Source organism: Vibrio sp. 970 (genome assembly GCF_033339075.1).
The window spans coordinates 128,012-144,175 of record NZ_JAWOTW010000003.1 but is presented as its reverse complement, the minus strand read 5'-3'; the positions used below and the strand labels follow the sequence as shown (position 1 = coordinate 144,175).

14 protein-coding genes are annotated in these 16,164 nt (G+C 43.5%); 8 read left to right on the top strand and 6 right to left on the bottom strand.

Features of this window, described 5'->3' with window-relative positions:
• The first annotated feature begins 307 nt into the window (after positions 1-307).
• The 3 genes from R7Q11_RS05525 to R7Q11_RS05515 are packed head-to-tail and all read left to right on the top strand — an operon-like array spanning position 308 to position 2,678.
• On the top strand, positions 308-1,063 hold the full coding sequence (locus R7Q11_RS05525) for a 5-oxoprolinase subunit PxpA (protein WP_005386314.1): 756 nt from the start codon (positions 308-310) through the stop codon (positions 1,061-1,063).
• Positions 1,063-1,746, top strand: a complete 684-nt coding sequence (locus R7Q11_RS05520) for a 5-oxoprolinase subunit B family protein (RefSeq protein ID WP_005376314.1) — start codon at positions 1,063-1,065, stop codon at positions 1,744-1,746. Before R7Q11_RS05525 ends, R7Q11_RS05520 begins: the two co-directional genes overlap by 1 nt.
• Positions 1,743-2,678, top strand: coding sequence for a biotin-dependent carboxyltransferase family protein (locus R7Q11_RS05515; RefSeq protein WP_005376316.1), 936 nt, complete (start codon positions 1,743-1,745; stop codon positions 2,676-2,678). The genes R7Q11_RS05520 and R7Q11_RS05515 overlap by 4 nt, the downstream gene beginning before the upstream one ends.
• A 28-nt stretch (positions 2,679-2,706) precedes the next feature.
• On the opposite strand, the gene R7Q11_RS05510 is transcribed toward R7Q11_RS05515, so the two are convergent.
• From R7Q11_RS05510 to R7Q11_RS05500, 3 genes are all read right to left on the bottom strand, one after another.
• Entirely contained in the window at positions 2,707-4,146 is a 1,440-nt protein-coding gene (locus tag R7Q11_RS05510; RefSeq protein WP_025767775.1) for an FAD-dependent oxidoreductase, read from the bottom strand.
• Between the two features lie 352 nt (positions 4,147-4,498).
• Positions 4,499-6,955: an ABC transporter permease gene (locus tag R7Q11_RS05505; protein ID WP_172563794.1), complete on the bottom strand. Its 2,457-nt coding sequence runs from the start codon at positions 6,953-6,955 to the stop codon at positions 4,499-4,501.
• Positions 6,955-7,647: an ABC transporter ATP-binding protein gene (locus R7Q11_RS05500; RefSeq protein WP_005376323.1), complete on the bottom strand. Its 693-nt coding sequence runs from the start codon at positions 7,645-7,647 to the stop codon at positions 6,955-6,957. Before R7Q11_RS05500 ends, R7Q11_RS05505 begins: the two co-directional genes overlap by 1 nt.
• Between R7Q11_RS05500 and R7Q11_RS05495 the strand changes: the two genes are divergently transcribed.
• The 4 genes from R7Q11_RS05495 to R7Q11_RS05480 all read left to right on the top strand — a co-directional run bounded on the left by R7Q11_RS05495 (position 7,646) and on the right by R7Q11_RS05480 (position 13,351).
• Entirely contained in the window at positions 7,646-8,248 is a 603-nt protein-coding gene (locus R7Q11_RS05495; protein WP_158156034.1) for an arylesterase, read from the top strand. The two genes, R7Q11_RS05500 and R7Q11_RS05495, sit on opposite strands and share 2 nt — an antisense overlap.
• Positions 8,249-8,330: 82 nt before the next feature.
• On the top strand, positions 8,331-9,530 hold the full coding sequence (fabV, locus tag R7Q11_RS05490; RefSeq protein WP_225466260.1) for an enoyl-ACP reductase FabV: 1,200 nt from the start codon (positions 8,331-8,333) through the stop codon (positions 9,528-9,530).
• A 180-nt stretch (positions 9,531-9,710) separates the two neighbouring features.
• A complete protein-coding gene (locus tag R7Q11_RS05485; RefSeq protein ID WP_017634164.1) occupies positions 9,711-11,624 on the top strand; it encodes a sensor domain-containing phosphodiesterase in 1,914 nt (637 codons plus the stop codon).
• A 71-nt stretch (positions 11,625-11,695) separates the two neighbouring features.
• A complete protein-coding gene (locus tag R7Q11_RS05480) occupies positions 11,696-13,351 on the top strand; it encodes an ABC-ATPase domain-containing protein (protein WP_017821933.1) in 1,656 nt (551 codons plus the stop codon).
• A 79-nt stretch (positions 13,352-13,430) separates the two neighbouring features.
• On the opposite strand, the gene R7Q11_RS05475 is transcribed toward R7Q11_RS05480, so the two are convergent.
• Both R7Q11_RS05475 and R7Q11_RS05470 read right to left on the bottom strand, forming a co-directional pair.
• Entirely contained in the window at positions 13,431-14,051 is a 621-nt protein-coding gene (locus R7Q11_RS05475) for a DNA-J related domain-containing protein (RefSeq protein WP_005376328.1), read from the bottom strand.
• Positions 14,052-14,179: 128 nt separating this feature from the next.
• Positions 14,180-15,019: an isopenicillin N synthase family dioxygenase gene (locus R7Q11_RS05470; protein ID WP_005386285.1), complete on the bottom strand. Its 840-nt coding sequence runs from the start codon at positions 15,017-15,019 to the stop codon at positions 14,180-14,182.
• A gap of 242 nt (positions 15,020-15,261) precedes the next feature.
• On the opposite strand from R7Q11_RS05470, the gene R7Q11_RS05465 reads away from it, so the two are divergent.
• Positions 15,262-15,858 carry a DUF2238 domain-containing protein gene (locus R7Q11_RS05465; protein ID WP_005376330.1) on the top strand — a complete coding sequence of 199 codons (597 nt, stop codon included), beginning with the start codon at positions 15,262-15,264 and terminating at the stop codon, positions 15,856-15,858.
• Here the strand turns inward: R7Q11_RS05465 and cutA are convergent.
• Positions 15,820-16,152, bottom strand: coding sequence for a divalent-cation tolerance protein CutA (gene cutA, locus R7Q11_RS05460; RefSeq protein WP_017634166.1), 333 nt, complete (start codon positions 16,150-16,152; stop codon positions 15,820-15,822). The two genes, R7Q11_RS05465 and cutA, sit on opposite strands and share 39 nt — an antisense overlap.
• Positions 16,153-16,164 lie beyond the last annotated feature (12 nt).

The window sequence follows — 16,164 nt, the reverse complement described above, 5'->3', positions numbered from 1 at the left end:
CGCAGACAACCACAAAAATGACAGAAGAACCATTATGCAATCTATCACCCATGAAGGGCGACAAGATTAACACGATGCTAATGCAAAATAACCTTAAATTCTCAAAAATTGGATGGAAAAGAAACGAAATACCTCAAAATTCGGATCAACTCAAATAACGGCAACATCTTTATGGACTAACGTGATCTTTTTCGTCACCTATCTGCTCAAAAAGCCTCGTTTTCATGATAGAAGAATGAAGTGAGTCACTGAACCTAGATGCATTTTCCTGCATCGTAACCCCATTGCTTGTGTAGAAATAAAACGTATGACATTGAATAAACAGCAACTTACATTGAACTGTGATATGGGCGAGAGCTTTGGCTCTTGGAGTATGGGCGCAGATGAAGACGTGATGCCCCATGTTGATATGGCGAACATCGCGTGTGGTTTTCATGCCTCCGACCCTAATGTCATGCACGACACTATCACCCTAGCGAATGACAACGATGTTGATATTGGCGCACACCCAGGTTACGCCGACCTACAAGGCTTTGGCAGACGAAGCATAAGCATGACGGGTGATGAAATTACGAACATGGTTATATATCAGGTTGGTGCTTTACAAGCATTATGCCGGGCGCAATACACAGACATCAGTTACATAAAGCCTCATGGTGCTCTATACAACGACATGATGAAAAGTGATGCGATATTTAGAGCGGTAGTAAAGGCGGCAGCACTGTTCAAAGTACCGTTAATGATCCTAGCTTCACAGGAAAACGAAAAATACTTAGAAATCGCAGACGATTATGATGTTCCCTTGTTATTTGAAGCATTTGCAGATCGTTTATACCAAGATGACGGCTTACTGACTCCTAGAACACAGCCCAATGCCGTGTTAAAAAGCGAGCACGCGATACTTGAGCAAGTCCGGACCTTAGCTGACTCTGGGCGTGTCAAAACCGCTTCAGGCGGTTACATATTATTGGAAGCCGACACAATTTGTGTTCATGGTGACAATGAAGAGTCGATCGCGCTGATCCAAAAGATCCGCCAAAGCCTATACGCTGGAGGAAATTAATGCATAAAGAGAAATTTAATATCTCTTTGATCTCCGAGTGCAGTATTTTCATTAAGTTTGATGAGAGTATTTCTGAAAATGCAGTCGGAGAGCTTGCTCGCAGCATAAGAGAAACTTTCGCTTCAATTGTTATGAACGTTGTCCCCTCCTATCAAACTATTCTCATTGATTACTTACCTTTTCGAATCAACGAAAAGAACTTAGCCAATGAGCTGCAACAAATCGTGAGCCAGTTTGATACTCAATCACTTAAGCTTTCCCAGCCGAATCACATTACTATCCCTGTATATTACTCTGAAGAAACCGCGTTAGATCTATCTCGTTTTAAAAAGCGAGGTCTGTCATTAGACGATCTTATTACCCTGCATACGAAAACCGAGTACGCGGTTTCTGCAATTGGCTTTGCTCCAGGCTTTGCATTTCTCTCGGACGTTGATACTCAATTGCACATGGCAAGGCTTGCCACACCAAGAACTCAAGTGCCGGCCGGAAGTGTAGGAATCGCAGACTCTAAAACGGCCGTCTATCCATCAGATAGTCCTGGCGGATGGAACATTATTGGTAAAAGCCCGCTTGCGCTCTTCTCCGACTCTCCTCCTTTTATACCGTTTGAAGTGGGTGACAAGGTCACCTTTAATGCTATTTCAAAACAAGAGTTTATCGATTTAGGAGGCGTACTATGAGTTACGGTGGATTACTGGTGGAAAAGCCAGGACCGCTCTCTTTAGTTCAAGACTTTGGTCGTTTTGGCTTAGCGCATGTCGGTGTGACTCAAGGTGGCCCGGTCGACGACTATGCTTACAGTTGGGCCAACCATTTGCTTGGTAACGTAGTCAATTGCGTTGCGATTGAAATTACTCTGGGTAACGCTTGTTTTATTGCATTGCATAACTGCCACCTTGCTATATGTGGCGGTGACTTAAATGCGAAAATAGATGGTGAACCTATTTCAAATTGGTCTGACTTTACGTTGAAAAAAGGACAGAAGCTTCAGTTCGGAGTCGCAAGGAATGGACTTCGCTCCTACCTAGCGGTTAAAGGTGGATTCAATGTTGCTCAGCACTTAGGAAGCGCATCGACCGTCTTGCGAGAATCTCTAGGTGGTTATGATTCAAATGGTGGCGCTTTGAAAGCTGGTGATATTCTTCCCTTTGTCCCTCATAACTTACCGAAACGTAAACCAAGGCAAATGACGTTTCGCTTTAAGCCAGATTACAACTTACCCATTAAGCTGAGAGTGATTGAAGGCTATCAGAACGAGGACTTTGATGAAGACGCTCGCCAAGCATTTTATAACAAAGCATTCATCATCTCCCCAAATTCGAATCGCATGGGCTACCGTCTTGAGGGCAATAACATTCGTCCACCTTACGAAGGCGTCCTATCAGAGGGAATTGCATTAGGTTCAATTCAAGTACCTAGCGATGGTAACCCTATTGTGCTGCTCAACGATCACCAGACTATTGGCGGGTATCCTAAATTTGGCTGCGTAGCTCGTATTGACTTACCTAGACTGGCACAGGCGAAACCCGGACAAAAAGTCAATTTTGTGAAAGGAGATAGACTAGGCTTGCAAGAAGTATGGTGCCAATGGGCTCAGTTTTTTGGGTATTAATACAACCACTGAGCCCAAACACAGCCGATTATGCAGGCATACCATAACGCACTGCTAAAGCTTGTGGATAGCCTCGCTCTTGAGTGAGTTTAATCGCGTACTGCTCGACCTCTTGTTCAGACCACTTCACAGCGACCGGATGCTGTGTTTCCACATTTTGGTTAGGATCGATGTCAAACCAGAATTGAAGCATTTTTTGCGCTGCGAGTAGTGTCGATGACGCTTTTACCACCTCTATTCTCGCGTAGTGGTTATCTTCAAAAGTCACATCTGCCGCTCTGAGTACTGGATCTGTGCCGGGAATTTGCTGAGCGCCAAATAATGCTTTTCCTCCTTTTACAGCAGAGTGATAGTCGGGAATGAACTGTGCCATGTGTTTGATGGCGTTGTTCGTTCGCTCTTCTAACACTTCTTCTCTCCAGCCGTTACGGATCTTCGAGAGTAAAGGCATAGGCAGTTCAGGTTGAGCAGATGAGTTCGTGCTCTCCACTAAACCATCTTCAAACAGCGTGATTCCTTTTGTCATACCATGAAGTTGAAAGTAACCATCGCCATAAGGCGTCAATTGAGCCATTCCTTTATCGGTTCCACGCGGGCCATGAAAAATAACTTCTGGCCATTGTTGTTGACAGTCTGCCCACCTCGTAACGTAAGCGGCTTTAAACTCCACCAACCTGTCTCGCTTGGCACCAACTGTGTTGTCAATTGAGCCTGTTTCAAAGCCACACGCGTTAACCAAGTAGTCGCATGTCATCAGGTAATCGATACCTTCACGTTCATAGCCAAGTTGCCAGTGTTCCCCCATCCAATCGGCTTGCTTAAACGTTGCTTGTGTGAAGACCGAAGCATTAGGAAGCGTATCTAGTGTTAAGTTGGCAATTGCGGCGAGGCGAAAAACACTCCAACCATATTCTTGAACTGCGACAACAGGATACTTTAGCGCTTCAAGATCAGCATGTTGAGCAAAAGGAATGCACCACTCATCGAAGTTTGTAGGATGACTTGGTTGAGTACGTTGCGCGAGAGCTTCTAGCTCCGCTTTTGAATACAGTTTGTAGTATTTGCTTGGCTCGCCGAGCACTTTATTACTCTCATCTTTATCAACGAGCGTCTGATAAGCACTTTTCACAACCTCTAATCGCGGAATTAGTGTGGATGGGTCTCCACCATCGGAATGAGGAACCGCGATGATTGTCGGACGAATATTCAGTGAAAGCGGATACAGGCGAACAGTATCAATAGATTGTGCTAACAAGTCTAAGCACTGTTGCTCGGAAATCTCTCGATATAAATTACCACCAGCATGCAAATGACAAATGGGTGGACCATTTACTAGTGATACGCCCTTCTCTATTACGGAAACTTTAAAACCCAGCTCCGCAAAATGAATTGCTGCTGTTGCACCTGCTACACCGCCACCAACAACAGCGATATGCTTATCTTTATAACTTGGAAACTCAGACTTCATTGCTTCACTAAAAATTTTATAAGGAAAATTCTTTACTAACGGTGAATTCTACTCGTGTTTGGACTTGATTAAAATCACAAAAAGTTCATGGGTTTGCGAAATATCCAACAGCGCCTGTAAAGTGCATTAAAGTAGAAAAAATTTGCGAAAAAGTACTTGACGACATGGTTAAGAAGACACTTTTTTGTGTCTATGTGAATAAGAATTTCACTGTAAGACCCATGGCGCAAAGCCTGCAGAAACACCCCACTTTTTACCCCATTTAGTTATCCCAAAAGTTATCCACTGTTTTTGTGGATAACTAAAATAAAAGTGTCATGGAGTGTTCCAAACTTGATAACACTCGCTGCGATTAAGTGTTTACTGGCGTTAACAATCTTTTCAACAAACTCATCACTACAAGTGCCAACGTAACAAATGTTGCAAGCGGTAAAGCTATCCACAATTCGGGGTGAATTTGTGCATTGAGATCGAATCCATATGTCATGACTGCGGCCACACAAACTTCCGCAGCGAATACCGCAACACCACTAGCAATCAACGCCATAATTCCGTACTCGGCCCACAGGGTTGTGTTGATCCGTTTCTTACTTGAACCTAATGTGCGATACAAACGAATCTCTTGTTGGCGTTGGGACAAGCTTAACCTCAGTAGCGTAAAGATGAGCAGCAGACCAGCAACAACGCCTAAAAGAGCAAGGATGGTGATTGCTGATACGATTTGCTGAATCAAAGCCTGAATTTTCTCGCCCATAGTTCGGATATCTAAAACAGAGACCGTTGGGTGAGCACGTGACATTGACGTCAACAACGCTTCATTTCCTTCTTCAATCCTATAACTGATGAGGTAAGAACCAGGTAAATTAGCCATCACGTCAGATGAGAAAATAAAATAAAAGTTAGGCTTCATGTCACGCCATTCGACATAACGGATGGTATCTACTACTGCATCGTAATTCTGGCTGTTTATTACAAAGCGCAGCGTATCACCGAGTTTTATGCCTAAGTCATTTGCTACATCCGCTTCTACAGATACACTCCCTTTGTTTGTCCATTCACCCGAAAGCACATCATTATATTCTGGTAGGGTATCTCCCCATGTCAGGTTTAGCTCTCGACGTATCGCGTCAGAACCTTCTCCTTCGTAATCAATCTCTTTGACGTTTTGACCGTTAATCTCTGTTAGTCGTCCACGAATTATTGGATAAGCTTGTGACCGCGTAACTCCATTTTTGTCTAGGGTTTCTAGGTAGTTATCGAGCTCATAATCACCAATGTTCAAAGCGAACACATTTGGCGCGTCTGCAGGTAAGGTTCTCTCCCAATCCGCGAGAATATCGCTGCGCACAAGCCAAATGATAGACAGCAACATCAAAGATAATGCCAAAGCACCAAACTGTAGGCCGCTGGTTACTGGCGTCCGGTTGATACGACTCAACGCAAGCTTCATTGCAGGATGGGTTGACACACGTGCAAACAGCTTTGTGAGTGTGACGCTAACTGCTGCGAGTACCACAAACAGTACCGCTATACCAGTGAGCACGATCCAAACTAAGGTGTTATCAGCATACAGTAAAAGTAATGGAATAACGGGCACTAGAACAAGTAACATTCGCTTCCAAGAACGTTGCGCTTTACCCTGCTGTAGCACTTCTAACGCGGGAGTTTTAATCAAGCCTAAAAGTGGTATACCGAGAGCAGGCACCGTAATCAAGACTGCTGAGATAAATGCCACCAAAAATGGTGTGACGCCGTAACTAGGGAGTGGGTCGGGTAATAAGTCTTTGAGTGGAATACGTAATAAATATTCCAGCCCGCTCCCTAACAATATACCGACGACACTGGCACTAATGAGAAGGATTGTGACTTGAATAAATAACCACTTTTCAATCCATCGGCGGCTCGCACCAAGACTTTTCAACATCGCGATAGTTTGTGTCCGGCTGTTCACGTAATTTTGACAAGTAAGAACCAATGTTGTCGCTGCCATAATGATGACAATCGCTACGGTCAACGACAGATACTGCGTCGTGCGTTCAAAAACCTCATTACTACGACTGGCAGTATCTTGCGTGCGCCAGCGATCGCTCGGAGAAAGCTGCGTATCATCTTGTAAGCTCTTTAGTGTTTTATCATCGGCTTGTAAAAACAGACGGTATTGAACTCGGCTCCCAACTTGAATTGCTCCTGTTTTATCTACGTCACTTTGATGAATGTATGCAGAAGGCATTTGCTGAAATGGATTAAAGCTCAAGCCAGGTTCCATCAATACTGCGCCTGATACAGTAAACTCGGCATCGCCTATCGTGACGCTGTCACCTGAGTTTACGTTTAGTTGAGTCATAATCCGCTCATCAAGCCAGAGTTGGTTCTCTTTAACGCGACTGGCCGGATTATTTTCAAGAACGAGCTCTCCCATTAAAGGGTAATTATCATCCACCGCCCTTACAGAAATAAGCTGCATACCATTATCGCTAAATGCCATAGTGGCAAATCGCGTCATCATCGAACGTTCAAGGTTTTCAGTCGAGGTTAACAACGTGTCCGGAATGGGATTAGCAGACACAAACACCGCATCTGCCGTTAATGCATCCTTCCCCTGCTTGACGATCACCTGCTCCATTCGTTCTGCTAATGCAGAAAGCGCAAAGATACTCGCAATCACGAGAATAAGAGCAACGCTAATAGGCCAAAGATTCCCCTGCCTTATTTCGCCGAAACTCCAACGTATCAAACTTTTATTCGACGAGTGCTGTGTTGTACTGTTTTGCTCTGTGGATGTTGCTTCACTTGATGATACTGCAGACATTATATCTCCTCCTTAAGCTCACCCGCCTCCATACGATAGATACGGTCACATCGGCTTGCTAGATGACCATCGTGTGTTACTAAAATCAGAGTTGTCCCGTGCTGTTCATTAAGATCGAATAGCAGCTCAATCACTTTGTCTGCGGTTTGATGGTCAAGATTGCCGGTAGGCTCGTCTGCGAACAACAGTTCAGGTTGTGTCATAAATGCTCGCGCTAGTGCAACTCGCTGTTGTTCACCACCAGATAACTGGCTTGGTAGATGATCGACACGTTTTTCCAATCCAACAGCAGCTAATAATTCCGCTGCTCTTGCTTCATCTTCGGCTTCACCACGTAAAAGACAAGGAAGCGTGACATTACGTAATGCACTCAAACTCGGGATTAATAAGAAACTTTGGAAAACAAAACCTAAAGAGTCAGCCCGAATTTTCGCACGTGCTTCATCGTCCAGTTTTGATAATTCATGACCTAATAAAGTAATTTCGCCTGATGTCGGTGTATCAAGACCAGCTAGCAACGTCATCAATGTTGACTTACCTGCACCGGAAGTTCCGACGATGGCGATCTTTTCTCCTTTTCGGATGTCAACATTTACGTCTTTGAGGATTGTTAATTGTTCTTGATTAGTAGAGACTTGTTTAGAAACCAAATTGGCTTGAACAATAGGTGCATTAAGTACAGGTGTTTGCATGATTCGTATACTTTCCTTAGTTCTATTTTTTTGTTTTTCCGCTACTTCACATGCGAGCGAAAAGCTACTTGTCTTGGGTGATAGCTTGAGTGCAGGCTATCAGATGCCGATCGAAGAGAGTTGGCCTAGCTTACTCCCTGATGCGTTGTCAGAACATGGTCAAGATGTAACAGTTATTAATGCCAGCATTTCTGGCGATACAACCGGCAATGGCTTAGCACGGTTACCTCAGTTGCTAACTCAGTATAGCCCTGACATGGTACTTATTGAGTTAGGTGCCAACGATGGCCTAAGAGGCTTCCCTCCTAAACTTATTACGTCGAATCTTTCAAAAATGATTACCATGATAAAAGATTCTGGTGCGGACGTTGTCATGATGCAAATTCGGGTTCCACCTAATTATGGTAAGCGCTATAGCGATATGTTTTACGATATCTACCCTAAGCTTGCACAGCATCAACAAGTTGCCTTGATGCCATTCTTCTTAGAGCATGTTGTCACCAAACCAGAATGGATGATGGATGATGGCCTTCACCCAAAACCAGATGCACAACCTTGGATCGCTGATTTCGTTGCTCAAGAATTAATTAAACATCTCTAATTTTAATGGTCTAGCTCAATAAGTTTTACGTAACTTTACGTTAATCTATTTTCAATTCCACTCATCGAGGATAGATAACAACATGCGAATAGAACCGTTAATTCAAGGTGTTGTTGCTCGCTCTGCGCACCCCAAAGGGTGTCATGCATCTATTAAAGAGCAAATTGAATACGTAAAGCACGCCCCACAGATCAAAAAAGGCCCAAAACGGGTTTTGATTATTGGTGCCTCCTCTGGTTTCGGCCTAGCGGCACGAATAGCCCTAACGTTCGGTGGCGCTAACGCCGATACCATTGGCGTCTCATTTGAGCGTGGCCCTTCAGAGAAAGGGGTTGGGAGTGCGGGTTGGTATAACAACGTCTTTTTTAAGCAAGAAGCAAATCAAGCCGGGCGTACCGCAATAAATATTGTTGGCGATGCATTCTCTGGTTCGGTGCGCAATCAAGTGATTGAAGCCATTGAAACGTACTTTGAGGGTGAAGTTGACTTAGTCATCTATAGCTTGGCAACCGGTGTTCGACCTAAACCTGAATCTGATGAGTTTTGGCGCAGTGTCATTAAACCTATTGGTGAACCTGTCACTGGCGCTTCTATCATGCTGGAGAACGATAAGTGGATAGAAACCACCTTAACGCCTGCAACAGAAGAGGAAGCCAACGCCACCATTAAAGTAATGGGAGGCGAAGACTGGGAAAGCTGGATTGACACACTCATCAATAACGACTCTATCGCAAACGGCTGCAAAACCATCGCCTTTTCTTACATGGGCCCTGACATTACGCACCCAATTTATCTCGATGGTACGTTAGGTCGAGCGAAAATCGATTTACACCAAACCAGTCATTCATTAAACCTCAAACTCGCCAACTTTGACGGCGGTGCTTACGCAACCGTGTGTAAGGCGTTGGTGACGAAAGCCAGTGTATTCATCCCTGCGCTAAGTCCCTACCTGTTAGCGCTTTATAGAGTGATGAAGGAAAAAGGTACTCACGAACGCTGTATTGAACAAATGCAGCGGCTGTTTACTACGAAGTTATACGATCAAGAGAAAGTGCCAGTTGACGGCGAACGCTTGATTCGAATAGATGACTTGGAACTTGGACCGCAAGTTCAACAAGAAGTCCACGCTCTTTTAGAACAGATGAATGCTGAAAACTTTAAAGAGATTGGTGATTACCAAGGTTTTAAAGATGAGTTTATGAAGCTCAATGGCTTTAACTTTGAAGATGTCGACTATGCGCAAGACATTTCTATTGAATCGTTAATGTCGCTTAAGCCTTGATACTTGTTACCTGTTTCAAGGATGAGATATGTGACAACTATTCCTAGTCCTGAATACTTTTCAGGACTTTTTTTTGTTTCGAGCCCTAGCCACCCTATACTTAATTAAAAAGCGAGAACAAAATAGAGCAGTCTGCATTTTTAATTCACAGGAAGTGAAACCACGTAAAGGATGACCTATATGGGGAGATTGCAAACATTAGACTACGAAATCCCTGAGTCTATGCGAAGAAGTTGGCAGGAAATCGTCAACTTACTGGCTCAAATAACACACGTACCCACCACATTAATTATGCGTATCCATCCGGATCGCATAGAAGTAAATACATCTAGCGAAACTCTAGGTAATCCTTATCGTACTGGCGATGCAGAGCTGCTTGGTAACGGTTTGTATTGCGAGCAAGTTATAGAACAGAAAGGCGAGCTTGTAATCCCCAATGCGCTTGAAGATGAAGAATGGCAAAATAACCCAGACATCAAACTAGGCATGATTTCTTATTGCGGCTTACCGCTATTCTGGCCAAATGGGGAGACATTTGGAACAATCTGTATGCTTGACTCTGAGAGAAACGAGTACAACGATAGTTACCGTCAGTTGCTTGAAACTTTCAAAGATTCAATCGAAGCACAGCTTTCAGTTGTGTACCAACAACATAAACTTCAGCGACTTAACACCGAGCTAAAGAGTCGAATTGAAAATCGTACCACGGATTTAGCCCAGTTAAGTTACTCCTTAACACAAGAAATTGATCGCCGTAAAGCCGCGGAAAAACAAGTGAGCTACCAAAAAACACATGATCAGGGGACTGGGTTTCTAAATCGCTCTGCACTTGAGAACATTGTCCAATACACCTTACAGTCCCTTGATAGTGATCAGCAATCGCTTGTGGTCATCAACATTGGTTTTAGTAACGCTCGCAGTATTCAGACCAGGCACGGGTTCGAGGTCTTTGACAACATTTTAAAAGAATTTCACTCCAGATTAACCAGACACGGTGCTAGCGGATTTATCACTGGTAGACCAAGTTCGAATGACATGGTTTTATTGATTTGGGGAGAGGATATTGAAGCTCGGTTAAATCAACTATTAGATGATATCACTAAAATTAGCGTAGATGGATTTGTCTTCAACAAAACAGAAATACATTTGCACACGTATATCGGTATAGTTCAAGCTTACAAAGATTGCAGCAATGCTAAGCGTATCCTTCAACATGCATGTTACGCGATGCTTCTATGTAAAGAATCCGGCGAACCTTTTAGTTATTTTAGAGAAAATCATTCGGCGGATCTCAATAGTCACAATGAACTGGAAAGTTACCTTTTACAAGCAGTGCGTAACGACGATTTAGTGTTGTACTTTCAACCTCAAGTAGACTCCAAAACACGTAAATGGATTGGCGCAGAAGCCTTGCTTCGCTGGAGACATCCAATACTTGGCGACGTTTCCAACGAAGCATTGATACATATGGCGGAACAAAACGGGCTTATCTTTGAAGTTGGCTCTTTTGTTCTGCGTACCGCGATAGACAAAGCGAAACAATGGTCTGAGTTAATCGATAACTTCAAAATTGCCGTCAACGTTTCTCCCATTCAATTACAAAACGTAAATTTTGCAGAACAAGTGCAACACCTACTCGACACTTTCCATTTGCCAGCACACTTTCTCGAACTCGAAGTAACCGAGAGCGCTCTAATTGCCGATGAAATAGTAGCACGCACAACGTTAAATAAGTTGCACAAACTAGGTGTGACATTGTCACTTGATGATTTTGGTACAGGATATGCCTCGTTCAGCTATTTAAAGAAATATCCGTTTGATGCCATCAAAATTGATAAAAGCTTCGTCCAGCAAATGGAAAAGTCAGATGATGATCGCGAGATCATTTGTTCAATCATACACATTGCAAAAAAACTGGAACTCCAAGTAGTGATCGAGGGCATTGAATCCCACCAACAAGAGCAGTTTCTTATTGGTGAGGGTTGTGATATCGGACAAGGTTTTCTTTATGGTAAACCTATGCCTTGTAATGAATTTGAGCAAAGTTTGTTTAATCAGCGCCTTTCTGGCGGGCAATACGCCTACTCTTCCTAAGCATTCTCTTTACTATGAGGGCGGTGGTTTCTATAATCGCCGCCCGCTTCTATTAAAAGGCCAATATCTTCATGGATCAGTTGACTGCCACGCTTAAGAAAATTGAAAAGCAGAACTACCGAGCTTATCAGCAAATCAAAGGTCAATACGACTTCACTGATTTCACTTTGTTTATCGATCATGTACAGGGTGACCCTTATGCATCGGCGTCACGTTTTCGTGCGACTCGCGCATGGTCTTTGACTGGTCTTGAGTGGCTAAGAGACGAGTCTCCTGCATTTCAAAGAGCTGCACGTGATTTTATTGCGCGTAGTTTTGAACAGTTTGCTAAACAAGAAAACTCAGTATCAATTTCACTGACAGGCCAAACTGTACTGGATAGCACCGCGGTGTTGTTTACTGAAGAAGGTATTGAACTGCGTTTTCGAGTTAACTTACCAGCCGAAGGTCGTTCAGTATTGGGGAAAAAAGCCAACAACATACTGACTTTCCACCTGCCTAAGTTTATCCGTCGAGCAACTTTAGAGCGTGAACTCGACAAAGCCGCTTTAATTAAGCACTGCCAAGTTGTTGAAGACCAAGATGCCCTACGAGAACAGTTAGAGGCCAATAACTTAGTCGCGTTTGTCGCAAACGGCAGTATTCTTCCTCGAATTGCAGGTAATTGCGACCTTCCAATGAAAGAAGCCGTTGAGTTTAAAGCCCCTGAATCTCTACAAGTCACTTTACATGCGCCAAACAAGGGCCATGTCACAGGATTAGGAATTCCAAAAGGTATCACACTGATTGTAGGTGGTGGCTTCCACGGTAAATCTACCTTATTAAATGCAATAGAGCGTTCAATTTACGATCATATTCCAGGAGATGGTCGCGAATACATTGTTGCCGATAACAAGGCTATGAAGATTCGTGCCGAAGATGGCCGATGCGTACACCACTTGAACCTGTCAAACTACATCAACCATTTACCGATGGGTAAAGATACGGCGGACTTTTCTACTCAAGACGCATCAGGCTCAACGTCGCAAGCCGCTTGGCTTCAAGAGTCTATTGAAGCGGGTGCAAGCACATTATTGATTGATGAAGATACTTCTGCTACCAACTTCATGATTAGAGATGAGCGTATGCAGGCATTGGTGGCAAAAGGTGATGAGCCAATTACTCCTCTCGTCGACCGCATTGGTCAATTACGAGATGATCTTGATATCTCTACCATTATCGTTATGGGTGGGTCGGGCGACTACTTAGACGTTGCCGATACCGTCATTCAAATGCACGACTACCAAGCCGTTGATGTGACTGAAAAAGCGAAAGAAGTTATCGCTCAGCACCCTACTCAACGCCATAACGAGTCAGAAGAACGTTTACAGACCTTCCCACCTCGAGCACTGAACCGCGTTGCGTTGATGAATATTCTTACTGACGGCAAGTTCCGTGTGAATGCGAAAGGCAAAGAGTCACTTCGATTTGGTAAAGAGTTTACTGATCTTAGCGCTTTGGAACAGATAGAGTCAGCCGATGAAGTCAACACAATTGGCTGGTTATGGTTCCAAATTGCTCAACTTCCAGGTTGGTGTAATCATCCGGCGAAGGAGATTGAAGAAATGCTGTCTGGTGAGTGGCATGCCGCTCTTCCTAAGCAAGGCGACTTAGCCAAACCACGCACACTAGACGTTATGGCTGCCCTCAACCGCATGCGAAAATCTCAGTTTAAGTCATCATGCTAGTTTTGATACGCTGACAGAGACAGTTCAATCAAAAGGCAGCTATAGTTAGCTGCCTTCCTTTATCTTTATTCTTAGCGAATCATTCGTTTCTCAGTACATTCCACGCTTCACAAAGAACTCTAAATCTTTCTGCATCGCCATTTTCTCGATCAGGATGCCAACGAAGCGCGAGTTTTCGCCATTGTTTTCTAATTTCCGCAGGCGTAGCGTCAGTGTTAAGTTCAAATAGTGACAGTGCCTTTGTCTTATCTACGCTGGCTACTGACGAACCACCGATGAACTTTTGATAAGTTGTCCAAAATTCATTCAACAGTCGACGCACTTCATCTTCGTCCGCTTCGTAATTGCGCCAATCTAAGTAATACTCACGCAAAGGATCATGAATATCGATCTTATGCCTCAAAGCTTCCATCGAAGACATGAGCTGAATATCCATGGCTTCGACTTGAAGCCAGCTATCCGGATACAGAGTGTCTTGCAGTTGATATAATGCATTCATGATCAGGAAATTTCTTTTGAATAAATCCTTATCGGGAGAGTCGTCCAGCTTTGAAATATAACCTTGTTCACCCAACGAGCTTGCCAAGGTGTGCACTTTCCAATTAGAGGGCTGTTTTCTCAGAATTTCTAACATTGGCCAAAGCAGCGGATTTTCTATTGCATGAGGCTCAATACTATTGACAGTACGTTGTCCTTCCATTCATCCTCTCTGACACGAGTTTAGGGCCCCATTCACGGCACAAAAAACATAATTTCCACTTTGTAGCATAAATGCAAAAAGGCCGATAGTCATTCACCATCGGCCTTTGTAAGGAGATCACGTAAAGGTTAAATAACCCCTAGCTCACGTAAACGTTCCATAAGGTAGCTATGTGCAGTGTAGCGTTCAGATAACACCACTTCCGGCTTTGGATGCAGGAACAACGGTAATGAAATACGTGACTTTTCTTGACGGCCACCCGTAGGGTTGATTACACGGTGAGTCGTTGAAGGGAAATAACCACCTGACGCTTCTTGAAGCATATCACCAATATTGATGATTAAGTTTCCGAAGTCACATGGTACATCGATCCAATCACCCTCTTTACTCTTTACTTGCAGTCCAGGCTCATTAGCAGCAGGCAAAACCGTTAACAGGTTAATGTCTTCATGCGCAGCAGCACGAATAGCGCCTGGCTCTTCTTCGCCTGTCATCGGTGGATAGTGAAGCACGCGTAGTAATGTTTTGTCACTGTTATTGATCATTTCTGACAACGCGATAGAGAACTTCTCTTGAACGTCCTTAGGTGCGTACGCTTCAACCCAACCTAATAGCTCTTGAGCAAATGCATTGGCACGCTCGTAGTACTCTAAGATTTCAGCTTTAAGCTGCTCTGGGATCTGACCCCAAGGGTAAACATGAAAGTACTCTTTGATGTCTTTCACTTTGTGCCCTTTCGCCACTTCAGACACAGAAGGTGGGAAGTAGCCATCTTGGGTGTCTACGTTAAAGTGAAAATCATTCTTTTGTTCTGAACAGAAAAACTCATGCCAGTTTTTGTAAATTGACTCTACAAGCTCTTGTGGAATCGGGTGGTTTTTCAACACACCGAACCCCGTTTCGCGTAGAGAGGTAACGAACTGTTGAGCAGCATCGTCAGCAAGATAATCGACAGTTTCCAGTTTCATGGCTTTACTTCTTTTTTATTAGACTGAATCATGGATTCTATGGATGGGCATGTTGTAAATCAAACTTTAATGAAAAGTGCACGCGCAAACGTTTTAATGTTGAGCAGTTTGCCAATAAATCAACATTTTCAGTGATCAAAAAACCCATTAAAATATCAATTGCACACCGTTCAATTAAGTGCAATCATTAACACAATCTATGGAGTCCCACTGTAAGATAAATTGAAGGATCAAATAACTCTATGAAAAGCACCTCGACACTCTTAGGATTAACGATTTTTTATGCCATCGTGTTTTTATTTTCTGCGTTGGAACCTAACTCACGTGCAGTTTGGTTTGCGGAGATTATCCCGGCGATTGGTATTCTTGTTGCTATTTGGGCGATTTCGATTCGCTATCAGTTCAGTAATACGGCTTACTTTTTAATGTTCATCTGGCTCTGTTTGCACACTATCGGTGCGAAATATACGTTCTCCGAAGTGCCGTTTGACTGGTTTAACGACATGATTGGTTCAGAGCGAAATAATTTTGATCGCGTTGCGCACTTTTCAATTGGCCTTTACGCATATCCGATCGCTGAATACTTGATAAACAAAAAACGGTTCAACAAAGCGTTCTCTTGCTGGTTTGCTTTGTTTGCTATCATGTCACTTGCTGCTGGCTATGAGATTATCGAATGGTGGTATGCGGAGTTGGCTGGTGGCGATGAGGGAATTGCCTTTCTGGGCTCGCAAGGTGACATATGGGACGCCCAGAAAGATATGTTGTGCGATACCGTTGGTGCAGTGTTGTCGTTATTCTTAATGTCGGCTCAACGTCGATTCTCTCAACCATTCTAAATAAGGGTTAAACCCATCAACAATTGGAACCTGTACGATTTGAGCGACCTCGTATTCGTGCAGGTTTTCTATTTTCTCTTCCACCAATTCATAAAGTTCTCGACGAGTTTTGATGACTAGCAACCATTCGTTGTCAGTACAAACCTCCCCTTTCCAAACGTAGTGGCTTTCAATAGGCATTGTTTGAATACACGCGGCTAATTGGGCATCTAGCAAACCTTTAATGATCTGATCTCGATTTTTTTCATTACTGGTTGTACTTAAAACCATGCAATAGTCATGTTTCATACTCATTTTCTAGCCCTT

What these genes read in the sequence shown, in the direction of transcription:
- R7Q11_RS05515 (WP_005376316.1), top strand. Translation starts at nt 1,743, where the DNA reads ATGAGTTACGGTGGATTACTGGTGGAAAAGCCAGGACCGCTCTCTTTA.
- fabV (WP_225466260.1), top strand. Translation starts at nt 8,331, where the DNA reads ATGCGAATAGAACCGTTAATTCAAGGTGTTGTTGCTCGCTCTGCGCAC.
- R7Q11_RS05500 (WP_005376323.1), bottom strand. Translation starts at nt 7,647, where the DNA reads ATGCAAACACCTGTACTTAATGCACCTATTGTTCAAGCCAATTTGGTT.
- R7Q11_RS05480 (WP_017821933.1), top strand. Translation starts at nt 11,696, where the DNA reads ATGGATCAGTTGACTGCCACGCTTAAGAAAATTGAAAAGCAGAACTAC.
- R7Q11_RS05485 (WP_017634164.1), top strand. Translation starts at nt 9,711, where the DNA reads ATGGGGAGATTGCAAACATTAGACTACGAAATCCCTGAGTCTATGCGA.
- R7Q11_RS05465 (WP_005376330.1), top strand. Translation starts at nt 15,262, where the DNA reads ATGAAAAGCACCTCGACACTCTTAGGATTAACGATTTTTTATGCCATC.
- R7Q11_RS05525 (WP_005386314.1), top strand. Translation starts at nt 308, where the DNA reads ATGACATTGAATAAACAGCAACTTACATTGAACTGTGATATGGGCGAG.
- R7Q11_RS05505 (WP_172563794.1), bottom strand. Translation starts at nt 6,955, where the DNA reads ATGTCTGCAGTATCATCAAGTGAAGCAACATCCACAGAGCAAAACAGT.
- cutA (WP_017634166.1), bottom strand. Translation starts at nt 16,152, where the DNA reads ATGAGTATGAAACATGACTATTGCATGGTTTTAAGTACAACCAGTAAT.
- R7Q11_RS05470 (WP_005386285.1), bottom strand. Translation starts at nt 15,019, where the DNA reads ATGAAACTGGAAACTGTCGATTATCTTGCTGACGATGCTGCTCAACAG.
- R7Q11_RS05510 (WP_025767775.1), bottom strand. Translation starts at nt 4,146, where the DNA reads ATGAAGTCTGAGTTTCCAAGTTATAAAGATAAGCATATCGCTGTTGTT.
- R7Q11_RS05475 (WP_005376328.1), bottom strand. Translation starts at nt 14,051, where the DNA reads ATGGAAGGACAACGTACTGTCAATAGTATTGAGCCTCATGCAATAGAA.
- R7Q11_RS05520 (WP_005376314.1), top strand. Translation starts at nt 1,063, where the DNA reads ATGCATAAAGAGAAATTTAATATCTCTTTGATCTCCGAGTGCAGTATT.
- R7Q11_RS05495 (WP_158156034.1), top strand. Translation starts at nt 7,646, where the DNA reads ATGATTCGTATACTTTCCTTAGTTCTATTTTTTTGTTTTTCCGCTACT.